Annotated in this window: 18 protein-coding genes; 5 read left to right on the plus strand and 13 right to left on the minus strand. The window is 62.2% G+C overall.

The window, feature by feature from the left end:
• The first annotated feature begins 154 nt into the window (after window positions 1–154).
• Window positions 155–697, plus strand: a complete 543-nt coding sequence (locus EK416_RS15490; protein WP_210211006.1) for a Uma2 family endonuclease — start codon at window positions 155–157, stop codon at window positions 695–697.
• 15 nt (window positions 698–712) lie between these two features.
• Here EK416_RS15490 and EK416_RS15495 read toward each other — a convergent pair whose 3' ends face one another.
• From EK416_RS15495 to leuS, 4 genes are all read right to left on the minus strand, one after another.
• Window positions 713–1,969, minus strand: a complete 1,257-nt coding sequence (locus EK416_RS15495) for an adenosylmethionine--8-amino-7-oxononanoate transaminase (RefSeq protein ID WP_127079060.1) — start codon at window positions 1,967–1,969, stop codon at window positions 713–715.
• Between the two features lie 48 nt (window positions 1,970–2,017).
• Complete coding sequence (holA, locus tag EK416_RS15500; RefSeq protein ID WP_127079062.1) at window positions 2,018–3,052, minus strand: DNA polymerase III subunit delta; 1,035 nt, start codon at window positions 3,050–3,052, stop codon at window positions 2,018–2,020.
• Between the two features lie 103 nt (window positions 3,053–3,155).
• Window positions 3,156–3,722: a hypothetical protein gene (locus EK416_RS15505; protein WP_127079064.1), complete on the minus strand. Its 567-nt coding sequence runs from the start codon at window positions 3,720–3,722 to the stop codon at window positions 3,156–3,158.
• The gene (leuS, locus tag EK416_RS15510) at window positions 3,709–6,315 is read right to left on the minus strand and encodes a leucine--tRNA ligase (RefSeq protein ID WP_127079066.1); all 2,607 of its coding nucleotides are present in this window, start codon (window positions 6,313–6,315) and stop codon (window positions 3,709–3,711) included. The genes EK416_RS15505 and leuS overlap by 14 nt, the downstream gene beginning before the upstream one ends.
• Before the next feature lie 88 nt (window positions 6,316–6,403).
• Here leuS and EK416_RS15515 point away from each other — a divergent pair, with 88 nt between their 5' ends.
• Window positions 6,404–7,093, plus strand: coding sequence for a YggS family pyridoxal phosphate-dependent enzyme (locus EK416_RS15515; RefSeq protein ID WP_127079068.1), 690 nt, complete (start codon window positions 6,404–6,406; stop codon window positions 7,091–7,093).
• A gap of 157 nt (window positions 7,094–7,250) precedes the next feature.
• Here the strand turns inward: EK416_RS15515 and EK416_RS15520 are convergent, their stop codons facing one another.
• The 7 genes from EK416_RS15520 to EK416_RS15550 all read right to left on the minus strand — a co-directional run bounded on the left by EK416_RS15520 (window position 7,251) and on the right by EK416_RS15550 (window position 17,861).
• Window positions 7,251–7,946, minus strand: coding sequence for a hypothetical protein (locus tag EK416_RS15520; RefSeq protein WP_127079070.1), 696 nt, complete (start codon window positions 7,944–7,946; stop codon window positions 7,251–7,253).
• An 88-nt stretch (window positions 7,947–8,034) separates the two neighbouring features.
• A complete protein-coding gene (locus EK416_RS15525; RefSeq protein WP_127079072.1) occupies window positions 8,035–11,805 on the minus strand; it encodes a vitamin B12-dependent ribonucleotide reductase in 3,771 nt (1,256 codons plus the stop codon).
• A 684-nt stretch (window positions 11,806–12,489) separates the two neighbouring features.
• Window positions 12,490–13,128, minus strand: a complete 639-nt coding sequence (gene trmB / locus EK416_RS15530; protein WP_245434076.1) for a tRNA (guanine(46)-N(7))-methyltransferase TrmB — start codon at window positions 13,126–13,128, stop codon at window positions 12,490–12,492.
• Window positions 13,129–13,250: 122 nt separating this feature from the next.
• A complete protein-coding gene (gene metK / locus EK416_RS15535; RefSeq protein ID WP_127079076.1) occupies window positions 13,251–14,420 on the minus strand; it encodes a methionine adenosyltransferase in 1,170 nt (389 codons plus the stop codon).
• Window positions 14,421–14,474: 54 nt separating this feature from the next.
• A complete protein-coding gene (locus EK416_RS15540) occupies window positions 14,475–14,981 on the minus strand; it encodes a helix-turn-helix domain-containing protein (RefSeq protein ID WP_164730054.1) in 507 nt (168 codons plus the stop codon).
• Between the two features lie 204 nt (window positions 14,982–15,185).
• Window positions 15,186–16,829: an apolipoprotein N-acyltransferase gene (gene lnt / locus EK416_RS15545; protein ID WP_127079080.1), complete on the minus strand. Its 1,644-nt coding sequence runs from the start codon at window positions 16,827–16,829 to the stop codon at window positions 15,186–15,188.
• Between the two features lie 219 nt (window positions 16,830–17,048).
• Complete coding sequence (locus EK416_RS15550; protein WP_127079082.1) at window positions 17,049–17,861, minus strand: hypothetical protein; 813 nt, start codon at window positions 17,859–17,861, stop codon at window positions 17,049–17,051.
• Window positions 17,862–18,128: 267 nt separating this feature from the next.
• On the opposite strand from EK416_RS15550, the gene groES reads away from it, so the two are divergent.
• The 3 genes from groES to EK416_RS15565 all read left to right on the plus strand — a co-directional run bounded on the left by groES (window position 18,129) and on the right by EK416_RS15565 (window position 21,576).
• The gene (gene groES / locus EK416_RS15555) at window positions 18,129–18,446 is read left to right on the plus strand and encodes a co-chaperone GroES (protein ID WP_127079815.1); all 318 of its coding nucleotides are present in this window, start codon (window positions 18,129–18,131) and stop codon (window positions 18,444–18,446) included.
• Between the two features lie 56 nt (window positions 18,447–18,502).
• The gene (gene groL, locus EK416_RS15560; protein WP_127079084.1) at window positions 18,503–20,131 is read left to right on the plus strand and encodes a chaperonin GroEL; all 1,629 of its coding nucleotides are present in this window, start codon (window positions 18,503–18,505) and stop codon (window positions 20,129–20,131) included.
• 191 nt (window positions 20,132–20,322) lie between these two features.
• Entirely contained in the window at window positions 20,323–21,576 is a 1,254-nt protein-coding gene (locus EK416_RS15565) for an MFS transporter (RefSeq protein WP_245434077.1), read from the plus strand.
• 19 nt (window positions 21,577–21,595) lie between these two features.
• Here the strand turns inward: EK416_RS15565 and mepA are convergent, their stop codons facing one another.
• Both mepA and EK416_RS15575 read right to left on the minus strand, forming a co-directional pair.
• Window positions 21,596–22,867, minus strand: coding sequence for a penicillin-insensitive murein endopeptidase (gene mepA / locus EK416_RS15570; protein ID WP_127079086.1), 1,272 nt, complete (start codon window positions 22,865–22,867; stop codon window positions 21,596–21,598).
• A gap of 212 nt (window positions 22,868–23,079) precedes the next feature.
• Window positions 23,080–24,471 carry an aspartate aminotransferase family protein gene (locus EK416_RS15575; protein ID WP_127079088.1) on the minus strand — a complete coding sequence of 464 codons (1,392 nt, stop codon included), beginning with the start codon at window positions 24,469–24,471 and terminating at the stop codon, window positions 23,080–23,082.
• Window positions 24,472–24,614 lie beyond the last annotated feature (143 nt).

Consider the following 24,614-nt stretch of genomic DNA (forward strand, 5'->3'; position numbering starts at 1 on the left):
GCAAAACCTGTATGAAAACAGATACAGCGCAGCCTCCCCATGGCGCAGATCGGCCGCCATTGGCGACGATAGGCAAATGCGATATCATGACGCCATGACCATAAGAGCTTTACCGAAAGAGCCGCGAGATCGAACGACCCGGGCAGCAGAGGGAATGCCACGGCGGCGCTTCACGCTCGACGAACTGGAGAAGATGACGGCCGCAGGCATCCTCGACGAGGATGAACGCATCGAGCTGATCGGTGGAGATGTCGTGCCGATGACCCCGAAGGGGAACCACCACGAGGTTTTGAAAGCCGCCCTGAACTGGCATTGGGCGCGGCGTACGCCGGATCATCTCCGTTTCGTCCCGGAGACCACCTTGCGGCTCGCGCACGACACCTATCTCGAACCCGACTTCGTGTTCTTCGACAAGGAAACCGGCGTTTCGGGCCTGAATGCTGAAACGGCGCATCTCGTCGTGGAGATTGCGGATTCGAGCTACGCCTACGACATCGGGCGGAAGGCGGCGCTTTATGCCGCTTTCGGTATCCCGGAACTCTGGGTCATCCACGCGGTCAGGCTCGAAACGCGCGTCCATCGGAAGCCTTCTCCCGCAGGCTATCAGGCGACGAACGACCTTTCGGCCGATCGCCGTCTTGTCCCGGCTTTCTGCGAGCATCTCGCGGTCACGCTCGGCGAACTCGACCTGCGATAAAGCTTTTGCGCGCAATCAAACAAGCGCTGCGGCTTCCTCGATAGCGGCATAAACCGCGTCCAGTTCGTTCGGCGTCGTACAATAGGGCGGCATGATGTAGACCGTGTTGCCGAGCGGACGCAGCAAAAGCCCTCGCGACAGAAAGAAATCCATCAGCTTCGGCGCGATGCCTGCGAGATAGCCGGCGTCCTTCACGCGAAGGTCCATCGCCGCGATAGTGCCGAGGCTGCGCGCGTCGGTGAAGCCGCGATGCCCAGCGAGCCGCGCCACGCGTTCTGCCTGCGCTGCAACGAGGCCCGCGATCCGATCCCGCACAGGCTCATCGCGCCAGACGCGAAGATTTGCGGCAGCGGCGGCGCAGGCAATCGGGTTTGCCGTGAACGAACTCGAATGGAAGAACATGCGCGCACGATCCGGCGAATAATGAGCCTCGAAGATCTCTTGCGTCGCGAGCGTCACCGCGAGCGGGATCACGCCGCCGGTCAGCCCCTTCGCGAGGCACATGATGTCGGGCGCGATGCCCGCCTGCTCGCAAGCGAACAGCGTCCCGGTGCGGCCGAAGCCCGTCATCACCTCGTCCGCTATGAAAAGGACGCCGCGCCGTCGCGCGATATGGTGAAGCTCGCGCAACGCGTCAGGCGTATAAAAGAGCATGCCGCCAGAGCCGAGGATTAGCGGCTCCACGATGATCGCGGCGGGCGGATCGCGGCGACACGCAGCCTCGAACGCGTCGAACGCCACTTGCTCCCGGCCCGGCGCGGGGTAGGGTATGCGCTCGACTTCGAACAGCAGCGGCCCGTACGGATCGTTGAAAACGCCGCGCGCTCCGACCGACATGCACCCGATGGTGTCGCCGTGATAGGCGTGCTCCAGCGCCACGATGCGGGTGCGCTTTTCTCCGCGATGGACGAAATAGCCGAGCCCCATCTTCAGCGCCACTTCCACCGAGGTCGAGCCGCTGTCCGAGAAGAAGACGCGTTCGAGCCCCTCCGGCGCAATCTCGACGAGCCCGCGCGCCACTTCCTCCGCCGGTTCATGCGTGAAACCCGCGAAAATGAGCTGATCCAGCAAGCCCGCCTGCGCGCGGATCGCCTCCGCGATGGGCGGGTGATTATGCCCGTGCGTGATGACCCACCACGACGCGATGCCGTCATAGATGCGGCGACCGTCGGCAGCCTCAAGCCAGGCGCCTTCGCTGCGCGCGATCTTCGTCATGACAGGCTGGAGCGCGTGCTGCGTGAAGGGGTGCCAGATCGGCGATTGCGATGTCATGTCATTGCTCCTTGCGGGCGCGAACGCTTGAGCCTCACGCCCTTCCGGCTATCGGCGGCTCGCCGCGCGTGCTTCTTTCGCGACGGTGAGCAGAAAGCGCGCGGCGATATCCTCGGCAAGCGCGGGCTTGAGGCGCGTGTCGCGCAACGCGCCATTAAGATCGCCCAGCCGCGCCGCCAAGGCCGGGACCGTCCATTTGCGGATCTGTGCCGCGAGAGCGTCCTGCTGTTTGTAATACACCGGCGGCCGCAGTTCCTTGATGGCCTGCATCGGCGATGCCCCCGCATCTACAGCAACGCGCAGCGCATGAAGACGAAGCAGGCTCGACCCGAGCACTACGAAGACCGGCGAGACGTTCGACTCTACCGCCATGTAGCGCTCGAACGCGAGGATCGCCTTGCGGCCGTCGCCGTCGAGCGCCGCGTCCACGATGTCGGACAGGTCCGCAGTTTGCTGATCGTTCAGGCACTCTTCCACCTGCGCCGCGGTGATGCGGCGGTCATCTCCCGCATAGGTGATGAGCTTCGCGGTTTCCGAGCGCGCCAGCAGCGCCGAAAAATCGCAACGCGCAGCCACGAGCGCCGCCGCTTCTCCATCGATCTCGTAACCGGCTTCGGCGGCCTGATGGCGGATCGCCGCGACGACGCTGTCGGGGTCTTCGCCATAACATCCGATCGCCGCGAGATGCGCGGCTGCCTCGAAGCTCTGCGCGAGCTTGTGGCTTTTCTTCATGTCCGGCGCTTGCGCGATCAGGAAGGCGCCATCGAAAGGGCGCGCGATAGCGTCCGCCAGGATCGCCTGCGCCTTTACCGGCAGCGACGTCAGCCAGACGATGCGCGTTCCCCCGAAAAGCGAATGCGTCGTCAATTCCACGATGACGCGGTCGGGATCGGCGGCAAGATCGGTGTCGTGCAGGCGGGCGAGTTCAGCGTCCGGGCCTAGCCTCTTCAGGAGGACGCGGCTCAGGGCATCCGCGCGGGCGGCGATTTGCAACGCGTCCGAGCCATAGAACAGAAAACCGCGAACCGCAGGCTGCGGTGCGGCGAGGAACCTGTCCAGCGATGAGGCGCCTGGCGCGACCATGGAAAACTTCTGGCCCGGTTAGGTTCGAGCTTCAGTCACCCGAATTTCTGCGAGCGACGACAGTCGGTCAACCCGGTCGGGATGAACAGTGTCGATGCTCTGGCTACGCGTCGCGCGAGAGATAAGCGGCGAGGCGCGTTTTCAACGTGTCAGCGAGCGTGCGGGCCGCGCGGTCCTGCGCGTTGAGCGCGGCGCGGGTGTCGCCGTAGATGGAACCCGCATTGCCGGTCGAACCCGCAAGGTCGTAGGCTGCTTCGGACGTGCTCGCGCCCTTGAACACGGTTTCATTGTCCGAGAGGCGAACGAGGCGGAACTCCGCGTCAAGCTGCAGGATGCGGCCCGTCGGGTTGCCCGCCTGCGTGACGAGGGTGTTTCGATAGCTTTCGCGCAACGCGATGTCGAGCCGATAGACGGGAGCAAGTGTGCCACCCCCGCCCGTGGTGCCGAAAAGAAGCTCGTTGCGCAGCTTCTGGCCGGTGCGGCTCGGAATCGTGGCGATTTCGACGCGCTTCATCGCCTCTACGAGAGACTGTCCGCCGGCCGTCGGAGTGCCGTACAGCGGATGAAATCCGCAGCCGGCCGAACCGAAAGCGAGGAAACCTGCGATCACGGCAAGTCCTGCCCCCCTGCGAAGCCGCTTGCCGCTTTTCGAGATTTCAAGCCACGACATTGACGATCCTTTCGGGAACCACGATCACCTTTTTGATCGGCCTACCGTCCACTGCCCGAGTGACGCTTTCGAGGCGAAGCGCCGCCGCCTCGACATCGGCGCGGTCCGCGTTGCGCGGCACGACGATCTCGTCACGGCGTTTCCCGTTCACCTGTACGGCAATGGTTACGGTATCGTCAACGAGCAAGCTCTGCTCAACCTCCGGCCAAGCTTCGTTTGCGAGAAGCGTGTTGTAGCCAAGCAGCGAAAAGCCCTCTTCGGCAAGGTGCGGCATGATCGGATTGATCATGTGCACAAAGAAAACGCTCGCCTCGCGCAGCGCGAAGCCGAAGCTTTCATCTCCCGCCGTGCCCTTGTCCTGAAGCGCGCCTTGCAGCGCATTCGCGAATTCGTAGACCGCCGCGATGGCGCGGTTGAAGCGCAGCCCCTCGATCTCCTCGGCGACAGCGGCGAGCCCCTTGTGCGCGGCGCGGCGCAAGGCCTGCGCGGGCGCGGAAAACGTGGCGGGCGCCTTTGCGTCGACGGGCGCTAGCCTCGGTTCCGCCTCGTTCAGAAGCCGCCAGACGCGCTGTGTAAAGCGCCACGCGCCCTGCACGCCTTCCTCGGTCCAGACCACATCGCGTTCCGGCGGGCTGTCGGAAAGCACGAACCAGCGCGCGACATCGGCGCCGTAGTGCTGCGTGAAGACATCGGGATCGATGGTGTTCTTCTTCGATTTCGACATCTTTTCGATGCTGCCGATGCTGATCGGCGCGCCATCGAGGCGGAAAGCCTTGCGCACGCCGCTCTCGGTCTCGATCTTGACCTCGTCCGGGGCGAGCCAGTTCTGCTTGTCGTCGAAATAGGTTTCGTGCAGCACCATGCCCTGCGTGAACAGGGCATTGAACGGCTCCGCAAGGCCGAGATAACCGCAATCCTTCATCGCGCGCGTGAAGAACCGCGCATAGAGAAGGTGCAGGATCGCGTGCTCGACGCCGCCGATATACTGATCGACAGGCAGCCAGTAATCCGCCTGCGCGCTCTCCACCGGCTCGGCGGCATGAGGCGCGGTGAAGCGCGCGAAGTACCACGAGCTATCCACGAAGGTGTCGAACGTATCCGTTTCGCGCGTCGCCTTGCCTCCGCAGGTCGGGCATTCGACATGCTTCCACGTGGGGTGATGATCCAGCGGATTGCCGGGCTTGTCGAACGACACGTCATCCGGGAGACGCACCGGCAGATCCTTGTCCGGCACCGGCACGACACCGCATTTTTCGCAATGGATGACGGGGATCGGACAGCCCCAGTAGCGCTGGCGCGACACACCCCAATCGCGCAGGCGGAAGGTGGTCTTCTTCTCGCCTATGCCGCGCTTCGCGAGGCGGTCCGCAACTTCTTCCTTCGCGGCATCCACGGTCAAGCCGTTGAGGAAAGAGGAATTTTGCAGCAGGCCCGGACCCGTATAGGCTTCGTCGCCGACCTTGAACTCGGCCGGGTCGGCATCTTCCGGAATGACGACGGCTTTCACCGTGAGGTTATATTTCCGCGCGAAATCGAGGTCGCGCTGATCGTGCGCGGGGCAGCCGAAGATCGCGCCCGTGCCGTAGTCCATCAGGATGAAGTTCGCCACATAGACCGGCAGCTTGACGCCCTCATCGAACGGATGCGCGGCGAAGAGCCCCGTGTCGTAGCCCTTCTTTTCCGCGCGGTCGATATCCTCCTGCGCGGTGCCGATGCGACGGCAATCCTCGATGAATTCGACGAGCTTCGGATCGGTCTTCGCGAGTTCCCTCGCGAGCGGATGCTCGGGCGAAATGCCGACAAAACTCGCGCCGAAAAGGGTGTCGGGCCGCGTGGTGAACACCTGCACCGTTTGGTGTCCCGTCGGCAGGCCGTTGCCCGAGAGGCTGAAACGCATGAGCAGGCCCTGGCTCTTGCCGATCCAGTTCCTCTGCATGAGCCGCACCTTGTCGGGCCACTTGTCGAGCGTATCGAGCCCATCAAGCAGATCATCGGCGTAATGCGTGATCTTGAAGAACCACTGCGCCAGCTCCTTCTGCTCGACGAGCGCGCCGGAGCGCCAGCCGCGGCCGTCGATCACCTGCTCGTTCGCGAGCACGGTGTGATCGACCGGATCCCAGTTCACCTTGCTCTTCTTCCGGTAGACGAGGCCCTTCTTGTAGAAGGCCTGAAAGATGCGCTGCTGCTGGTGGTAATATTCGGGGTCGCAGGTGGCGAATTCGCGCGTCCAGTCGAGCGACAGGCCGATGCGCTTCAGCTGTGTGCGCATGGCTTCGATATTGTCGTAGGTCCATTCGCGCGGGTTGATGCCCTTCTGGATCGCGGCGTTTTCCGCCGGGAGGCCGAACGCATCCCAGCCGAAGGGATGCAGCACGTTGAAGCCCCGCGCGCGCTTGTAGCGCGCCACGACATCGCCCATCGTGTAATTGCGGACGTGACCCACATGGATGCGCCCGGACGGGTAGGGGAACATCTCAAGCACGTAATATTTGGGTCTCGAGCGATCGGTGGACGTGAGAAAAGTCTGTTGCTCTTCCCAAATCCGCTGCCAATGTTTCTCACGCTCCGGGGCGTTGTAGCGTTCCTGTGCCATGGGTCATGTTCCTCGCGCGAAAGCGCGGCAAAAAAGGTTTGCGTGATATGAAGTTGAAAGGGAGCCTCGGTCAAGAGAAGCGCATGACATGAGCACAGACGATCAACCGTTCAATTCCAGCGCCGTTGAAGACGCTTATCTTTCGATCCGCGAGCGCGTATGGCGCGCGGCGCAGAACGCGGGGCGCGATCCGGCTTCCGTGAAGCTCGTGGCGGTGACGAAAACCTTCGACGCAGAGCATATCCGGCCGGTTCTCCGGCAAGGTCACGTTCTCTTCGGCGAAAACCGCATTCAGGAAGCCATGCGGAAATGGCCGCCGCTGCGCGAGGAATATCCGCGCGCGGAGCTGCATGTCATCGGCCCGATCCAGACGAACAAGGCGCGCGAGGCGGTGGCGTTCTTCGACTGCATCGAGACGGTCGACCGGCCGAAACTCGCGGCGGCGCTGGCGCATGAGATTCAGAAGCAGGGACGCGCCCCGAAGCTGTTCGTGCAGGTCAATATCGGAGAGGAGCCGCAGAAAGCGGGCGTCGCGCCGGATGAAGCCGCCGCATTTGTACGCCAGTGCGAATGCGAGTTCGGCCTTTCCGTCGCGGGGCTGATGTGCATCCCGCCGTTCGACGACGATCCGGTGCCCTATTTCGAGAAGATGGCGGCGCTGCGGAAGGAACTCGGGCTGCTCGAACTCAGCATGGGCATGAGCGGCGACTTCGAGGCCGCCATCGCGGCGGGCGCGACGCTCGTGCGCGTCGGCTCCGCGATTTTCGGCGGGCGATGACGGAGCGGGGCTGGAGCGGTCCGCTTTGATTGCATCAAAAGCGCGCTCCAGCTTTTTGTCAGGCCGTCGCGTCTATCGGAAAACCGCTTCGCACCCTTCCGGTCTACGGCGTCGTACCGTTAATGAGCCTCCCGAAACGCATAGAGTTCCGCCGTGTTCAGTGGACCGGCGATTTATCGCTATTTCCCTGCGGAACCTCGTCGATGAGAATCGGCATGGAAAGGGGAGCGGCGTGCTTCGGCGCTTCGAGATAGCCGACAGGCACGGGCGCGGGTTCAGGCAGAAGGTCTGCCATCTCTTCGGCGCGGGAGGAGAAAAACACGTCGTCGATCTGCGCCAGGAACACCTCGCACGCCGTGCGCAATTCGAACAGCGCGGTGCGGCCGCCCACGAGATAGGATCCGCCATGGACCGGCTGGTGCACGCTGCGCGGGTCTGGCTGACGCAGCGACAGGAAGCGCGAGAGCGAACCGCCGCCATTGAACATGCGCTGCGCGTCGCGGACGAACTCAGCCTGCAACGCCTCGCAAGCGGATGTGGCCTCAAGCATCTGTTCGATCTCGTCCTGGAAATCGGGCGCGATCCTGCGCAGTTCCGAAGCCCAGTTGCGCGCGCGCATGATCTTCATGAGCATCAGCGCTTCGCGTTCCTGGAAGGTCTTGCATCCTTCGCGGAAACGACCGAGCCGGGCAGCGATTTCCGCGTGCCCGGCTCCTTTGACGTCAGCTTTTGGAAGCGCGGTTCGCTCGAAGAACCATGCATCGCTGATTGCTGATTTCAGCGCATCTTTCAGGAGATACACGATCGTATAGATATCGTGGTCTTGCGGTTGGGTGATCGTCCAGAGCGCCATCGTTGCGTCAGCCCTTGGCTAAGTCCGAGGCGATCATCCCGAGGTTTGCGCGAGGGTCCGCGCAAATCCTCCGAACGCTATGGCAGCCTTATGAGCATCCCGTCGTGCCGCCGCAGGTATCGCACTTCAGACAAGTTCCGTTGCGAACGAGAGTGAAGTTGCCGCATGTGCCGCAGGCTTCCCCCTCGTAACCTTTCGCGCGCGCTTCCGCGAGCAAGTCGGCCTTACCGGGCCTTGCTGCGAGCGGTACCGTCTGATGGGAATGGTTCAACGCGGCACTTGCCCCATCGCGCGCGTTTACATCGAGAGAGCCCAGCGGAGACTTGTCTTCGTCTTCCGGACGCAAGGCATAAGCGAGGGCGCCATTTGTTTCATACGAACCGGCGCCACCGATTCGCTCATTCTTAGGCTGATCCTGAACTATGACAACTTTGTGGTGAAGTCCGCGTGTGAGACCCTTCGACACATAGCGATCCGCATAGATCACCGGATTGGTGGCAGCCGCCGCGGCGGCCTTCTGCCCCGGCCTGTCGTCCGCGACGCCGCCGCCCATCACCGTCGCGCCGATCTGTGCCGGGTCGACATGGGCGAGGTCGTTGCGGCCGAGATAGGACACGGCGAGTTCGCGGAAGATGTAGTCGAGGATCGACGTCGCGTTCTTGATCGCCTCGTTGCCCTGCACGAAGCCCGCCGGTTCAAAGCGCGTGAAGGTGAACGCCTCTACGAACTCGTCGAGCGGCACGCCATATTGCAGGCCGAGGCTGATCGCGATGGCGAAGTTGTTCATCAGGCTGCGGAACGCGGCGCCTTCCTTGTGCATGTCGATGAAGATTTCACCGAGGCGTCCGTCTTCGAACTCGCCGGTGCGCAGGTACACCTTGTGACCGCCGACCACGGCCTTCTGCGTGTAGCCCTTGCGCCGGTTCGGCAGCTTCTCGCGCTCGACCTTTGTGCGGACGCGCTCGATGATGCGCTCGACGATGCGCTCCGCAACGATCTGCGCGCGACGGCCCTGCGGCGCGGCGGCCAACGCTTCGGCCGCGTCCTCGGCATCCGCGTCGTTGTCGGTGAGAAGCTGCGCGGACAGCGGCTGCGAAAGCTTCGACCCGTCGCGATAGAGCGCATTGGCCTTCAGCGCCAGCTTCCACGACAGCATGTAGGCTTCGCGGCAATCGGCGATGCTAGCCGAGTTCGGCATGTTGATCGTCTTCGAGATCGCGCCGGAGATGAACGGCTGCGCCGCCGCCATCATGCGGATGTGACTCTGCCACGACAGCGCGCGCTTTCCCTTTTTACCGCACGGGTTCGCGCAATCGAACACGGGCAGATGCTCAGGCTTAATGGCCGGAGCGCCTTCGAGGGTCATGGTGCCGCAAACATACTCGTTCGCCGCATCGATCTCCGCCCTCGGGAAGCCGATCGCCGCCAGCAGGTCGAAGCCGGGCGCGTCCATCTGCTCGTCGGTGAGCTTCAGCACGCCCTTGCAGAAATCGTCGCCGAGCGTCCACTTGTTAAAGACGAACTTGATGTCGAAGGCGCTCGCGAGGCCCGCCTCGACGGCGGCGATCTTCTCCGGCGTGAAGCCCTTCGCCGCGAGCGTCTTGTGGTTGATGTGGGGAGCCGTGGCGAGCGTGCCGCGTCCGACCGCATAGGCGATGATCGCGTCGATCTGCGTCTGCGTGTAGCCGAGGTTCCGCAGCGCTTCCGGCACGGCGCGGTTGATGATCTTGAAATAGCCGCCGCCGGCAAGCTTCTTGAACTTAACGAGAGCGAAGTCCGGCTCGATGCCCGTCGTGTCGCAGTCCATCACGAGGCCGATCGTGCCCGTCGGCGCGATGACCGACACCTGCGCGTTGCGGAAACCGTGCTTCTGCCCGAGCGAGATCACATCGTCCCACACTTCGCGGGCCACCGTGACGAGATCGGTCTGCGGGCAGACGCCGTCTTTCAGCGGCACGGGGTTCGTGGAAAGCATCTCGTAGCCGTTGTCACGCCCATAGGCCGCACGGCGATGGTTCTTCATCACGCGCAGCATATGGGCGGCGTTCGTGCCGTAACCGGCGAACGCGCCGAGTTCCTGCGCCATCTCGGCCGACGTAGCGTAGCTGACGCCGGTCATCAGCGCCGAAACCGCCGCCGCGAGCGCCCGACCTTCGTCCGAGTCGTAGCCGAGACCGGAAACCATGAGGAGGCCGCCGAGGTTCGCATAGCCGAGGCCGAGAGTGCGGAAGTCGAACGAGCGCTGCGCGATTTCCTTCGAGGGGAACTGCGCCATCGTCACGGAGATTTCGAGCACCACCGTCCACAAGCGGCAGGCATGCGCGAAAGCTTCGGTATCGACAATGCGGCCGTCGCTGGCCTGCGGGCGGAACGACAGCAGGTTCAGCGACGCGAGATTGCAGGCCGTGTCGTCAAGGAACATGTATTCGGAGCACGGATTGGACGCGCGGATCGGGCCGCTCGCAGGGCAGGTGTGCCAGTCGTTGATCGTGGTGTGGAACTGGATGCCCGGATCGGCGCTGGCCCATGCCGCTTCCGAGATCTGATCCATCAACGCGCGTGCCTTCAGCGTCTTCGCGGCCTTGCCCGTCGTTCGGGACGTCAGGTTCCAATCGCCATCGACTTCCACGGCGCGCAGGAACGCATCGTCCACGCGAACCGTGTTGTTCGAATTCTGGCCGCCGACGGTGCGATACGCTTCGCCTTCCCAATCCGTGTCGAAGCTCGGAAACTCGATGGACTTGAAGCCCTGCCGCGCGAAGTGGATGACGCGCTGGATGTAGGCATCGGGCACGAAGGCGGCGCGCGCCGCCTTGATCTCGCGCTTAAGCGCCACATTCTTGGACGGGTCGAAGCAGTCTTCGCCGTGGCCCTCGCAATTCACGCAGGCGCGCATGATGGCCGCGAGGTGCTTGGCGCACGCCTTCGAACCGGCGACGAGCGCCGCCACCTTCTGCTCTTCGAGCACCTTCCAGTTGATGAACGTCTCGATGTCCGGATGGTCGGCGTCGACGATCACCATTTTCGCGGCGCGGCGCGTCGTGCCGCCGGACTTGATCGCCCCCGCCGCCTTGTCGCCGATCTTGAGGAAGCTCATAAGGCCGGAAGACTTGCCGCCGCCGGAAAGGCGCTCACCTTCGCTGCGCAGCTTCGAGAAGTTCGAGCCGGTGCCGGAGCCGTATTTGAAAAGGCGCGCCTCGCGTACCCACAAATCCATGATGCCGTTTTCGTTGACGAGATCGTCTTCGACGGACTGGATGAAGCAGGCATGCGGCTGCGGGTGCTCATAGGCGCTTTCAGAGCGCACGAGTTCGCCCGTCTGGAAATCCACGTAATAGTGACCCTGGCCGGGGCCGTCGATGCCGTAGGCCCAATGCAGGCCGGTGTTGAACCATTGCGGGCTGTTCGGCGCGGCCATCTGCATCGCGAGCATATAGCAAAGCTCGTCGTGGAACGTCCGGGCGTCCTCCTCCGACGAGAAATAGCCCCCCTTCCAGCCCCAGTATGTCCACGCGCCCACCATGCGGTCGAACACCTGACGCGCGTCCTTTTCAGGACCATAGCGCTCTGCCTCGGGCAGCTCGGCAAGCGCCTGCAGGTCGGGCACGGAGCGCCACAGCCACGAGGGAACGCTGTTTTCCTCGATGCGCTTCAGGCGCGCGGGCACCCCGGCCTTGCGGAAATATTTCTGCGCAATGATATCGGCGGCCACCTGGCTCCACTGGTCCGGCACGAAAAAGCCTTCGAGCTGGAAAATCATTTTTCCATCCGGATTTTTCAGTTCGCTCGTCGCCTGACGGAACCGAATCGTCTCGTAGGGAGACTGCCCGCTCGTAGTGAATCGCCGTTCGATCCGCATGGATTCTCCTGCCCGGCGCATCATTGCGCCTGCCCGCTTTGTTCAAAGTGATGTTTGGGACGCAGAACTCGAAGACGCACATAGAGCGCACCTCTGACGAAAGGGCGCGCGCCAGCGCACCCGGAAATCGGGTGGCTGAAACAACTGGATTGGAAGACCTTGAGCCGACTGAGGATGAAATGCCGCCCCGCCCTCCCTGAAAGGGCGCTCCCCGCAGCGACACGCCTGAACGTAGTTGATTCGCATGCGTATGGCTGTCACTTCGCCGCAACATCGCACAAATGCTTGGGGGTGATGTTGATGGGGGCGCTATATGTTGTGTCGATCTTGTTCAAAAGCCCTGCGCGGGCGATAATTCCCTGTTGACAAGCGGGGGACAAGCTGTGGGCTGATTTGGGTCCGTCGCCGGCTGTTCGACGCCAAAATTCGCGAGGCGCGCAGCGCGGCTGCTTGCCTGGGGCTTAACAAGATGGCGGAGGCAAAGGGCTCTGCGTCCAGCCGCACGCGGTCCGCCGAGCATTGCAGGCGCTGTTACGCGCACAACCGTTCGAGAAGCCCCTTTCTATCGGAGTGCCCGACGCGCCCCATGCAGACCAGCCGCCGGACGCAAATACGCATCACAGGAACGATACGTCGCCCATGCGAGGTCTTCCGATTATAAGGAAACGTTGGGAACGCCCGTCTTCAGGCCCTTGACGGCTCGATCACGCGCTGAAGGACAAGAAACGTCGCGCCGCGCCCCTCTCGCCGTGCCTTCTGCTCGTAGCGCGTTACGGGCCAGTCCGGCAGGGCGTCGCGGTTCTCGGTCGTGAAAACCTGCGCGATGTCGAAAGCGGGATGGGCGCGCGCAGCTTCGATGGCAGCCTCGGCGTAATCATCGATGTCAGAGGCAAAACGGAATTCCGCGCCCGGCCGCAGCAGGGGCGCGAGTTCATCGAGAAGGTGCGCGGAAAACAGCCGCCGCTCGCGATGGCGCTTTTTTGGCCACGGGTCGGGGAACAACATGAAGGCACGTGCCAGACTTTCCGGCGGCAGCGCCTGAAGCAGGGCAAGCACATCGTCCGCGTATAAACGGACGCGTTCGGAAAGCTCGCGCGCGACGAGGGCATCCATCGCCGCCACGACGCCATTCAGGTAGGGTTCGGCGCCGATCACCCCGACATGTGGATTGTTGGCGACCTGCCAGACGAGATGCTCTCCGCCGCCAAAGCCGATTTCGAGCCAGATGTCCCGCACGCTGCCGGGAAAAAGCCGCTTCAGGGCGTCAGCGTCCAGCGGTGCGCTGACGTCGATCGAGCGGTTTTGCAGCGCGTCGGCAAGCAACGACGATTGCCGCAGAGAGAGCGTTCTGCCCTTTCTGCGGCCAAATGATCGAAGCCGTCTTTCGGAGGAATGTGCTGCGCCGTCGGCATTCCCGCACGGCGCAGTCTCGCCTTTCGTCACGCTCAGCTCAGCGCGTCTTTCAGCGCGTCGACGAGGTCCAGCCGCTCCCAGGAGAAGCCACCGTCATCGGTCGGCGTGCGACCGAAGTGGCCGTAGCTGGCAGTCCGCTGATAAATCGGGCGGCTGAGTTGCAGGCGCTCGCGGATGCCACGGGGGCTGAGGTCCACGATCTCGGCGATCACGGCTTCAAGCTTGCTTTCGTCCACGCTGCCCGTCCCATGAAGGTCGGTGTAGATGGACAGCGGCTTCGCCACGCCGATGGCGTAGGAGAGCTGAAGCGTGCACTTGTCGGCAAGACCCGCCGCGACAATATTCTTCGCCACCCAGCGCGCCGCGTAAGCCGCAGAGCGATCGACCTTCGTCGGATCCTTGCCGGAGAACGCGCCGCCGCCGTGCGGGGCTGCACCGCCGTAGGTGTCCACAATGATCTTGCGGCCGGTAAGACCGGTATCGCCATCGGGGCCACCGATCACGAAGCGTCCCGTCGGGTTAACGTAGAACTCTTCCTTCGGCGGGAACCAGCCCTGCGGCAGCACCTCGGCCACGATGTTGCCGACGATTTCGCGAATACGCTCCTGTGTCGCGTCTTCGGCGTGCTGCGTCGAAACGACGACAGAGGTCGCGCGCACCGGCTTGCCGTTTTCATAGTACAGAGAAACCTGGCTCTTGGCGTCGGGGCCAAGTTCTGGAAGCTGCCCTGACCGGCGCAGCTTCGAAATCTCGTACAGGATTCGATGCGAATAATAGATCGGCGCGGGCATGTAGCTTTCGGTTTCGCGCGTCGCGAAGCCGAACATGATACCCTGATCGCCGGCGCCCTCATCCTTGTTGCCCGCGGCGTCAACGCCCTGGGCGATATCAGCGGATTGAGCGTGCACGTAGGAGACGATATCGGCGGTCCGCCAGTCGAATCCCTCCTGCTCGTAACCGATGTCGCGGATCACGTTGCGCGCCGTCTCGATCAGCTTGTCGCTCGTGACGGAGGACGGCCCACGGACTTCGCCCGCCAGAACGACACGGTTCGTGGTCGCGAGAGTCTCCAATGCCACCCGCGAATGCGGATCGGCGGCGAGGTAAAGATCGACAATCGCGTCCGAGATCTGGTCGCAGACCTTGTCTGGGTGCCCCTCGGATACCGATTCGCTTGTGAAATGATAGCTATTGCGAGACACTGCCTCGTTCCAATCATTGCAAGATTTGCCTGGAATGCATGGCAACTCACCATGCTAGCCGAGATCGTTCCCAATCCCCGGCTGGCCTTCCTTAGCGTCCGGCTTTTCCTCTGACAAGGCCCTTACGAGATCTATGACGCGGCGCCGCACCTTCGGATCCTGTATCTTGGCAAACGCCTTGTTTAGTTCGAGACCTTCGCGAGAGTTGAGAAAATCGAGAAGAAAACCCTCTTGCTCGGGCTCATGAAGGCCGTGATTTGCGCTTGCCGGCGTGCCATGAGAAAATGCGTCTTCAAAGAAATAGCCAACCGGCACTTCCAGAATTTTCGAAAGCTGGAAGAGGCGGCTTGCGCCGATCCGGTTCGTTCTCTTTTCGTATTTCTGAATCTGCTGGAAAGTGAGATTCATTTTCTCACCCAGCTTCTCCTGACTCATGCCGATGATCATGCGACGATATCGCACGCGGCTGCCGACATGAATATCCACCGGATTCGGCTTGCGCCCTGCGGTTTCATATATCTCGTCATTATCGGCCAATATTGACACCGAAGACTCGACCATGCCCATATTCCGCCCCATCTCTCTCCGCCATCTTTAAGTTGTGCGCACTCAGCCGTATGACCTATTCCCACTACCTAAAAGTTGTAGTTATGCGTGAACGAGCCGTCAAGCTTCTTCTTATCTGCTAACGGATCGTTTTGGAGACATCGCCAAGGCGTTCTTCTCTTAACCTCAAGAATCCTCAGTGAGTTCCGGAATTAAGAATCATCTGACTTTTGCGAGAGCAACCATAGCCAGATAAAATTGAAGCGTGAAGAAAAATAACGCAATAAACGACTGCATCCTCGTTTTTTGATAACAGGTTATCGGTAATGCATGGGGCAAGCTGTGGTCAATTGTCCCAGCTTTACCCAAATCTATTTTGTTCAAAATGCGGCCAAAAGGGTCGATGACCGCCGAAATTCCGGTATTGGCTACCCTGACAACCGGCAAGCCTTCTTCGACGGCGCGAATGCGTGCCAGATGGAGGTGTTGATATGGTCCGGTGGACTGTCCAAACCACGCATCGTTAGTAATATTGACCAGCCATTTCGGTCTTTCCGGCAGATTTCCCGTTCTTCCCGGAAAAATAATCTCGTAGCAGATCAGCGGCAGAAAAGGCGCCGCCTGCGGGGTTTCGATTGGCCGTGCCGGCCCCAGCCCCGCCTCAAAACCGTCCAACCTATGGGAAAAAGCGGAAAAACCCGCCTTCATCAGAACGTCCCTGAAGGGCACATATTCACCGAATGGGACGAGGTGGATCTTGTCGTACACAGCCCTGATCTCAGCCCCTTTCCCCAACAAAAATAAGCTGTTGAAAGCTCGATCGAAGCGTGGACGACCGTCCGGTTCGCGGCTTCCCTCGGCACGTTCGGCGCCTATGATCAGTGAAGTCCCGTCTGGAATGAGCGCTGAAAGCGCATCGCGCACCTCGTCGCTGTATATCTGATCATTGAAGGCGAAAAGGACCGGTACGGAAGATTCAGGCCAGATGACATGCGTGAACGCGGCGATGTCTTCGCCAGACGTGCCGCTGCGGCTCAACTGAAGCGCGCGCTCGAAGATCCAGCGGCGATTTTCCGGTTTCCACTTTTCCTGCTGCGGAATATTCGGCTGAACGATGCGGATCCGCACTCCTGGCACATCACCGACGCTCTGCTGAAGCCTTTGCACGCCGACCGCGTAGAACGCCGCGAGGGTCAAGGCCGCGACCAGAGCGGGGACGCGAAGCCTGTCGAAGCGTGCCCCCGGCGCCGCGATGAAGGCTGCCGGCGCAGAGAAGATGAAAAGCGCCGCGAGCGTCAGACCGTAAATGCCGATATAGGCCGCCATCTGCATCGGCGCATCGTCAGCGGCAAGCGCCTGTCCGAACAGGTTCCAGGGAAAACCGGTGAAGAAATATCCCCGCGCGGCCTCCACGCAGAAAAAAGCGAAAACGAACCCGATGATGCGCGCATAGCCGCGCCGCCACATCGCCGCAGCAAGCCCCCCCGCGACCGCATAGAACAGCCCGAGCGCCGCGCAAAGTCCCGCCACAGCGAACGGCATCAGGACCGCGTAACGTTGCGCGTCGACGTAGAACGCGAAGCCGATCCAGTAGATACCCGCGAGAAAATAGCCGAAGCCGAACGCCCAGCCGAGCAGCGCCGCGCTCTTGAGACGGTTCAGATAGTCTTCAAGGCGCGTCGCCGCATCCTCGCGAAGCGCAACGGCATCGAGCACCCAGATCATCAACGGGAAGGTCAGGAACAGCACCGGCCAGAGATGAAACGGCGCCATGGCAAGCACAGACAGCACGCCCGCGATAAAGGCGATCAGCGCCAGTTTCCAGGTCTTGAGACCGGCGATGGCCGTCGGCAGGGAGTCCATGAAGAACCTTGGTGGGAGAGTGTCGGCAGGCGACGCAGCATTAAGTGCTTGCAAATATCGAGCCCGTTCGCTGCTGACGAGATGGAATCGCAAAATGCGACTGCAAGGTTGGGGAAAGGTGGCGCGCCTGCCACTCGTCGGCCGAGCCAACCTGTTGAAAAATGAGCATCCCCCAGGCGGATAGATGGTCGGGCAGCCTAGCCACCCGACCGTCGTCCATCAGCGAATCTTGACCAGATCGAATTGCGAGTAGCAATCGCGGCTCGGCAGATTGTCATGCCCGCTGAGAGCGTTGGAGAAGGCTTCCGTCAGGTTCACGCCCTCTGCCCTTGCGCGAACGCTCGCGAGAAGAACAGGCCGCTCATAGCTCGAGTCCGCGTCCTCTTTGGCCTTGCAGGCTTCCTTGTCGTATTGACCCAGATTGAGCGTCCAAAGCGGGATCGAGGCATCCGTCACCTTGGAAATCCATCCTGCAACCGTCTGAGCGCGGGCAAGCGCGCGCGCTTCCTCCGCGTCGCGGTCGCCTTCGCGGGAGGCCAGGCCAACGGCGATCAGGTCGAGCGCGCTGGCGAACGACTCCCTCACCTTCGGAGTGATGATGCGGTCGGCGGTTTCTTCTTCGGGGATCACGACATCGTTGGAAACGACTTCGACCGTGCTTCCCTTGACCCAGGTATAGTCGCTGGTGACGATGATATAATCGAAAGATGCCGAGCGCCCTTCCGCGTCCTTGCCGTCAATGCGGAAGAAATACGCATTCTCGACCCTTTCCTTGGGTGCACTCTTGTCGGAGACCGCCTGTGGAACGGCCACTACGGGTTGTGGCGCAGGCGCGGCCTCCACCTTTTTTGCCGCCCGCTCGGCGTAAAGGATAGCGCCTTCGACCAGAGCGGCCAGAAACAGCAAGACCGCGAGGATCCAGAGCCAGATTCCGGCGCGCCGCTTCTTTTCTTCCTTGGGTTTCTCCCCATCTCCCGCGAGAGGAGGCTGCGCCGAGCCGGGATTAACGTTTTTTGCAAGAATATCGGTCATTGAAATCCTCCCCTGAATCTCGGGACGAGGCCCGACGCGCCGCAGTGTGGCATGCCACGTCGAGTGCAATTTTATTATGACGAGATTTCGTCAAATTCGCTTCTTCATCCTTCACGCCTGCTAAAGACCCCTCGCCGAAATTGGCACTCACCACTTGACAGTGCTAACAGTTCCGCTCTATCTCTTCGGCAGGGTGAACGCGAGCGAATATGCCGCACCCACACATTCACCATCCAGATTTGTCGTCTGAGGAGGATACACATGTCAGTGAAATTCCGGCCCCTGCATGACCGCGTTGTCGTGCGCCGTCTCGAAGAAGAAGAGCGCACCAAAGGCGGCATCATCATTCCGGACACGGCGAAGGAAAAGCCTCAGCAGGGCGAAGTGATCGCCGTTGGCCCCGGCGCCCGTAACGAAGAAGGCAAGCTCGTTGCTCTCGACGTAAAGGAAGGCGACCGTGTCCTGTTCGGCAAGTGGTCCGGCACCGAAGTCAAGATCGACGGCGAAGACCTTCTGATCATGAAGGAAAGCGACATCCTCGGCATCCTCGAGGGTCACGACGGCGGCAAGAAGAAGAAATCCTAAACGCCGATACCTCTCTAATTCCCAAGTTTCACACTCAATTCGAAGGGTCATGAACAATGGCTGCTAAAGAAGTACGTTTTGGCCAGGACGCCCGTGATCGCCTGCTCCGTGGCGTGGACATTCTCGCCGACGCCGTGAAAGTTACGCTCGGCCCGAAAGGCCGCAATGTCGTGATCGACAAGTCCTTCGGCGCTCCGCGCATCACGAAGGACGGCGTGACCGTCGCGAAGGAAATCGAGCTTGAAGACAAGTTCGAGAACATGGGCGCGCAGATGGTGCGCGAAGTCGCTTCCAAGACCAACGACATCGCTGGCGACGGCACGACCACCGCGACCGTTCTGGCTCAGGCCATCGTGAAGGAAGGCGCGAAGTCCGTCGCCGCCGGCGCGAACCCGATGGACCTCAAGCGCGGCGTCGACCTCGCGGTCGCGGCTGTCGTGAAGGATCTCCAGAGCAAGGCGAAGAAGGTCACCTCTTCCTCCGAAGTCGCGCAGGTCGGCACGATCTCCGCGAACGGCGATGCCGAAGTCGGCTCCAAGATCGCGGAAGCGATGGAGAAGGTCGGCAACGAAGGCGTCATCACGGTTGAAGAGAGCAAGTCGCTCGATTTCGAACTCGAAGTCGTGGAAGGCATGCAGTTCGACCGCGGCTATATCTCGCCGTACTTCATCACCGACGCCGAGAAGATGCGCGTCGATCTCGACGATCCGTTCATCCTGATCTACGAGAAGAAGCTCTCCAATCTTCAGCCGCTGCTGCCGGTTCTCGAAGCCGTCGTCCAGTCGGCCCGTCCGCTCCTGATCATCGCGGAAGACGTCGAAGGCGAGGCTCTGGCCACGCTCGTCGTCAACAAGCTGCGCGGCGGCCTCAAGGTTGCGGCCGTGAAGGCTCCTGGCTTCGGCGACCGCCGCAAGGCCATGCTGCAGGACATCGCCGTTCTGACCGGCGGCCAGCTCATCTCCGAAGACCTTGGCATCAAGCTTGAGAACGTCAACGTTGCCATGCTCGGCCGCGCCAAGAAGATCACCATCACGAAGGACGACACGACCATCGTCGACGGCTCCGGCGACCAGAAGGAGATCGAGGCCCGCATCAACCAGATCAAGGCCCAGATCGAAGACACCACTTCCGACTACGACCGTGAGAAGCTCCAGGAGCGTCTTGCGAAGCTCGCGGGCGGCGTCGCGGTGATCCGCGTCGGCGGCGCGACGGAAGTCGAAGTGAAGGAAAAGAAGGACCGCGTCGACGACGCCCTCAACGCGACCCGCGCGGCCGTGGAAGAAGGCTTCCTGCCGGGCGGCGGCGTTGCCCTGCTCCGTGCGATCTCGGCGCTTGAAGGCCTCAAGGGCGAGAACGAAGACCAGAAGGCGGGCATCAACATCGTCCGTCGCGCGATCCAGACCCCGATCCGCACCATTGCGACGAACGCGGGCGAAGACGGCGCGGTTATCGCCGGCAAGGTTCTTGAAAACAAGGACTACAGCTTCGGCTACAACGCCGCGACCGGGGAATATACGAACCTCGTCGCCGCTGGCGTCATCGATCCGGTGAAGGTGGTTCGCATCGCGCTTCAGGACGCCGCTTCCGTGGCGGGCCTCCTGATCACGACCGAAGCCATGATCGCCGAGAAGCCGAAGAAGGACGCTCCGCTTCCGGCGATGCCGGGCGGTGGCATGGACTACTAAAGTCCTCGCCAGAGCGGCCGAAACACGAAGCCCGCGACGCAAGTTGCGGGCTTTTTCTTTTTGCGTTTGACGAATTATCCACGTGCGTCGCCGATTGCCTGAAGCTGTCGGGGATCATATTTGCGCTCGGTTGCTTTGCTTTCCACGCGCGGCGCTCAGGGCTCACGCGGCAGGAAACAGGAAATGCCCCCGTGCAGCCGGACGATGCGCAGCCTCCTATCTCGGACCATAATCAAAGCGCCCTCGACTGGCTGAATTTCCTGCTCGCGGATGTCAAGGACGGTCTCGGGCCGTTCCTTGCGATCTATCTCACATCGAGCCAGCAGTGGGACGCGGGCAGCGCGGGCCTGGTCCTGACCATCGGCGGCCTGGCGACCGTTCTTGCGCGCAGCCCGGCGGGCGCGCTCGTGGACGCCATTGCCTGGAAGCGCTCCCTGATTGTCGTCGGCGTGGCCATCGTCGCAGTCGCGTCGCTCGCGATGTCGGCCAACCCGACATTCTGGACGGTCGCGGTCGGCCAAGCTTTCATCGGCATTTCCGACGCGATCCTTCCCCTCGCCGTTACCGCGATCAGCCTCGGTATCGTGGGGCGCAAGGCTTTCGCACGCCGCGTAGGGCGAAACGAGGCGTGGAGCCACGGAGGCAACGTCACGGCGGCCATCCTCGCCGGAGCGGCGGGATATTTCATCGCGCAGGTCGCCATGCTCTGGACCGTCGCGCTGCTCGCGGCGCTTTGCGCGGTGGCGGTGTATCGGATCGACGCCAGCGCCATCGACAACGACGTGGCGCGCGGCGAGGAGAAACACGGGCAAACGCCCGAAGCGGTCGGCATGCTCCTGCGCAACAGGCCGCTGTTGTGGTTCACCGCCGCAATCACGCTGTTCCATTTCGCGAACGCGGCCATGCTGCCGCTCGCGGGCGAGAAGCTCAGCGTCGGCAAACCGGACGAAAGCCCGCTTTTCATGGCATCCTGCGTCGTCACCGCTCAACTCGTGATGATCCCGATGGCGATCCTTGTCGGACACCGCGCGGATGCGTGGGGCCGCAAGCCCCTGTTTCTGTGTGCCTTCGCAGTCTTGCCGTTACGTGGGCTTTTATTCGCTCTCGCTGACAACCCGTGGGCCATCGTCGCCATTCAAATCCTCGACGGTATCGGCGCGGGCATTTTCGGCGCGCTGTTTTATATCGTCGTGGCGGATTTCACGCGCGGCACCGGCCGCTTCAACCTCGCGCTCGGCGCGGCGGGGGCGAGCTGGGGTCTTGGCGCGGCGTTGAGCAACGCCGTCGCCGGGCAAATCGTCGACAGCTTCGGATTTTCCGCGGCGTTCTACTTTCTGGCCGCGTGTGCGCTCGGGGCGTTGGCCATTTTCGCAGTCGCAGTCCCCGAGTCGCGAGATTATGAGGCGGCAAGCCCGGAAGGACAGGAATTGACGGCGACATCGTGATGGCCACCGTCAGGCGTTATCAATGTGCGGCAAGCGTGATCGAAGGCGACGCGTTCAGCACCGCCGTACAAGCCGGCGGAAGCTGCGCCATTGTGATGCCGGGCTTCGACTTCGCGGCGGGCGCGGATGCCACCGTGGGTTTCGGCGCGGCCGGAACCACCGGTTTTGAGAGTTGCGCGATCCACTTGTCGAGGCCCCCGCCGCACCCGTCGCCAGCGGGAAGAGGCGGCTGACCGCGGCACCCATCATCGCCAGCGGGGCAGGCGAGTCGGACATGGAAGTGTGCATCGTGGCCCATGATGGGCTGGATCTTGTGCAGAAAGCCGCGATCGTCCTTCACGTTGTCGCACATCCATTTCTTGATCGCGGGATTGACGAAGACGCGCGTCACTTCCGGATACGACACCGCGCGCCGAAGCAACTTTATGTGGTCCGGCGTCCACATCTGCTCATTGACATGAACGGGATCGAGAAGAACGCTCTCCATCTTCATCTGCTCACGCTCGTCGGCGGCAAGCGTGCGGTCGGGCATCGGCTTGTACCAGATGTCGACATCGAGACCGACCTGATGGCTCGCGTGACCGAACGGCATCGGGCCGCCGCGCGGCATTGACATGTCGCCGATCAGGAGGCCCGGCCATCCGTCCTTCGCCTTCGCATCCCTGGCAAACTTTTCGATGAAGGTCACGAGCGCGGGATTGCCCCAGTGGCGGTTGCGCGAAAGCCGCATGCCCTGCCAGACGGGGCCATTGTCGGCAAGCTGTTCCGCACCGGCGAGGCACCCCTTCGCATAGAACCCGATGGATCGCGTTTCCATCTTGGCGGGTTCGCGGACGGCGCCGAAAAGCAGCTTCGCGGGCGTCGTCTTCAAGACTTTCGGAGCGATAGCCCCGGTGCCGGGGATCGGAACCGGCGCCGCGGCGGGAGTGGCGCCCGCAGTCAGTCTGACCCCGGGAGCCGAGGCGGTCGTGGGCGTGTCCGCAAGAGGATGCGGTGCAGCCGCGGCGACGGGGGCGGTCTGAACGGCGGAGGGAGGTGTCGCGATTTCAGGCTGTGGCGGGGCCGCTGGCGCGTCCGTCGTCGCCCCGGCACCACGCAATTCCGATGGCGTCGCCTGCGCCGTGACAACGCGCTTGGGCGTGCCGCGACGGGGGTTATAGGCTGTCGCTTTCGGGGCGTCAGAGGACGCCGTCAAGCCCGCGAGAGCGTCCGCACCGCCGGAAGCAACCGTCACCGCCAGCGCGACACTCGTAACCAGCGACGCGTTGAGGAGAATATTTCGCGCTTTCATCCAAAGTCTCCCCGCCTGATCGTCCCGCTTCCTGCGGGCGAGCAGCCGATCATCAAAGACCAGACGCCGTGGCTGTGTCAGCGCGCGGCGCTCCCGACTGCCCTCTTCGACTGTTATTCAGACGATAAAACAGATAACGGGTTGAATTGTAGCGGAAAGGCTTCACCGTTTCGTTGCCAAAACCTTAAACAGCGTTAACCTCAACGTGTGCGTCAGGCGTCCGCTCGCGATTTGAGTGCATGCCCCGCGAGCGTCTTGCCGAGCGACCAGGCCGCGCCCGGCACCTTGTGGGCGGCGGCGATGGTCGCATCGAACGAGTCCTCGATCCACGTGCAGTCGTCGTCGGTGAGGGTGAGTGCGGGCAGCAGCTTGACAATATTCATGCCGTGCCCCGCGACCTGGCAAAGGATCTTGTGCTCCTTGAACATCGGGATCGTGATCATCTGGCTGAAGAGACCCTTGTTCGCCGCCTCCAGCGCGTGCCACGACATGCGCAACGCGAAAGACTTCGGCTCGCCGAACTCGATGCCGATCATGAGCCCCTTGCCGCGTACGTCCTTCATCAGCTCGTAGCGGCCGATCATCGAGCGGAACGAGGCCGTGAGCCGCTCACCTTTTGCGGCGGCGTTCTCGATAACCCCGTCTTCTTCGAGGATCGAAAGCGTCGCGAGGGCGGCCGCCATCGCCATGTCGTTCTTGGCGAAGGTAGAGCCATGGACCACCGCACGGTCCATGCGGTTGAACAGTTTGTCGAAGATCCACTTGCGCGTCAGCACCGCGCCAACCGGCACATGGCCGCCCGAAAGCGCCTTGGCGACGAGCACGAGATCCGGCTCGATGCCCGGCCAGTGATCGATGGCGAAGAACTTGCCTGTGCGGCCGACGCCGGTCTGGATTTCATCGGCGACGAAAAGCGTGCCGTACTTCCTGCAAAGCTCCTGAACCCCTTTCAGATAGCCGTCGTCGGGGACGTGAACGCCCTTGCCCTGGATCGGCTCGACGAAGAAGCCCGCGATTTTCTTGGTCTTCAGCGCGTCTTCCAACGCATTGAGGTCGTTGAACGGCACTTCCACCGTGTCGGTGAGGAAGCCTTCAAAGCCCTTGCGGAAGATCTGGTCGCCATTGAGCGAGAGCGAGCCGTAGGACAGGCCGTGGAACGCATGGCTGCAATGGGCGAGGCCCGCACGGCCCGTGGCGGCGCGCACGAACTTGATGGCGGCTTCAACGCTCTCCGTGCCGGAATTGGCGAAGAATGCCTTCTCCAGCCACGGCGCCCGCGCGAGAAGGCGCTCTGCCACGACGCCGGCAAGCGGCGACACGTCCATCTGCACGAGGTTTGGAAATTCGCTGTCGAGCACCTGCCGCAGCGCATCGTGGACCTTCGGATTGTTGCGCCCCAGCGCGAAAACGCCCCAGCCCGACAGGAGATCGAGATATTTGTCGCCCGCGCGGTCCCACAAATAGGGGCCTTGCCCGCGCACGAAGCCGACATCGTAGCCGATCGTCTTGAGAACGCGCACCATCTGCTCGTTCAGGTGCCGCGTATGGAGCGCATAGCGCCCCGCCTCGTTCTCCGCGAAAAGCGATTTGATATCGATGCTCATGCCATTCAGCTCCTCGGCAGTGGTCGCGGAATGCGCGCCCGACCGTATCTTGAATTGTTGCGGGGATAGCATGCGATGCCAACCGAACGCAAAATTTGTTCTCAACCGCAGAATTTCCACATTGGGGGCACATGAGGCACGCA

The sequence above is a fragment of the Rhodomicrobium lacus genome, assembly GCF_003992725.1.
In the GTDB taxonomy this organism is placed as follows: domain Bacteria; phylum Pseudomonadota; class Alphaproteobacteria; order Rhizobiales; family Rhodomicrobiaceae; genus Rhodomicrobium; species Rhodomicrobium lacus.

Bases quoted from the DNA above. Each gene is read 5' to 3' on its own strand.
- EK416_RS15550 (WP_127079082.1), bottom strand. From the start codon at position 17,861: ATGACCGATATTCTTGCAAAAAACGTTAATCCCGGCTCGGCGCAGCCT.
- EK416_RS15505 (WP_127079064.1), bottom strand. From the start codon at position 3,722: ATGTCGTGGCTTGAAATCTCGAAAAGCGGCAAGCGGCTTCGCAGGGGG.
- EK416_RS15575 (WP_127079088.1), bottom strand. From the start codon at position 24,471: ATGAGCATCGATATCAAATCGCTTTTCGCGGAGAACGAGGCGGGGCGC.
- mepA (WP_127079086.1), bottom strand. From the start codon at position 22,867: ATGAAAGCGCGAAATATTCTCCTCAACGCGTCGCTGGTTACGAGTGTC.
- holA (WP_127079062.1), bottom strand. From the start codon at position 3,052: ATGGTCGCGCCAGGCGCCTCATCGCTGGACAGGTTCCTCGCCGCACCG.
- EK416_RS15515 (WP_127079068.1), top strand. From the start codon at position 6,404: ATGAGCACAGACGATCAACCGTTCAATTCCAGCGCCGTTGAAGACGCT.
- EK416_RS15490 (WP_210211006.1), top strand. From the start codon at position 155: ATGCCACGGCGGCGCTTCACGCTCGACGAACTGGAGAAGATGACGGCC.
- EK416_RS15520 (WP_127079070.1), bottom strand. From the start codon at position 7,946: ATGGCGCTCTGGACGATCACCCAACCGCAAGACCACGATATCTATACG.
- EK416_RS15525 (WP_127079072.1), bottom strand. From the start codon at position 11,805: ATGCGGATCGAACGGCGATTCACTACGAGCGGGCAGTCTCCCTACGAG.
- EK416_RS15495 (WP_127079060.1), bottom strand. From the start codon at position 1,969: ATGACATCGCAATCGCCGATCTGGCACCCCTTCACGCAGCACGCGCTC.
- groL (WP_127079084.1), top strand. From the start codon at position 18,503: ATGGCTGCTAAAGAAGTACGTTTTGGCCAGGACGCCCGTGATCGCCTG.
- lnt (WP_127079080.1), bottom strand. From the start codon at position 16,829: ATGGACTCCCTGCCGACGGCCATCGCCGGTCTCAAGACCTGGAAACTG.
- leuS (WP_127079066.1), bottom strand. From the start codon at position 6,315: ATGGCACAGGAACGCTACAACGCCCCGGAGCGTGAGAAACATTGGCAG.
- EK416_RS15540 (WP_164730054.1), bottom strand. From the start codon at position 14,981: ATGGTCGAGTCTTCGGTGTCAATATTGGCCGATAATGACGAGATATAT.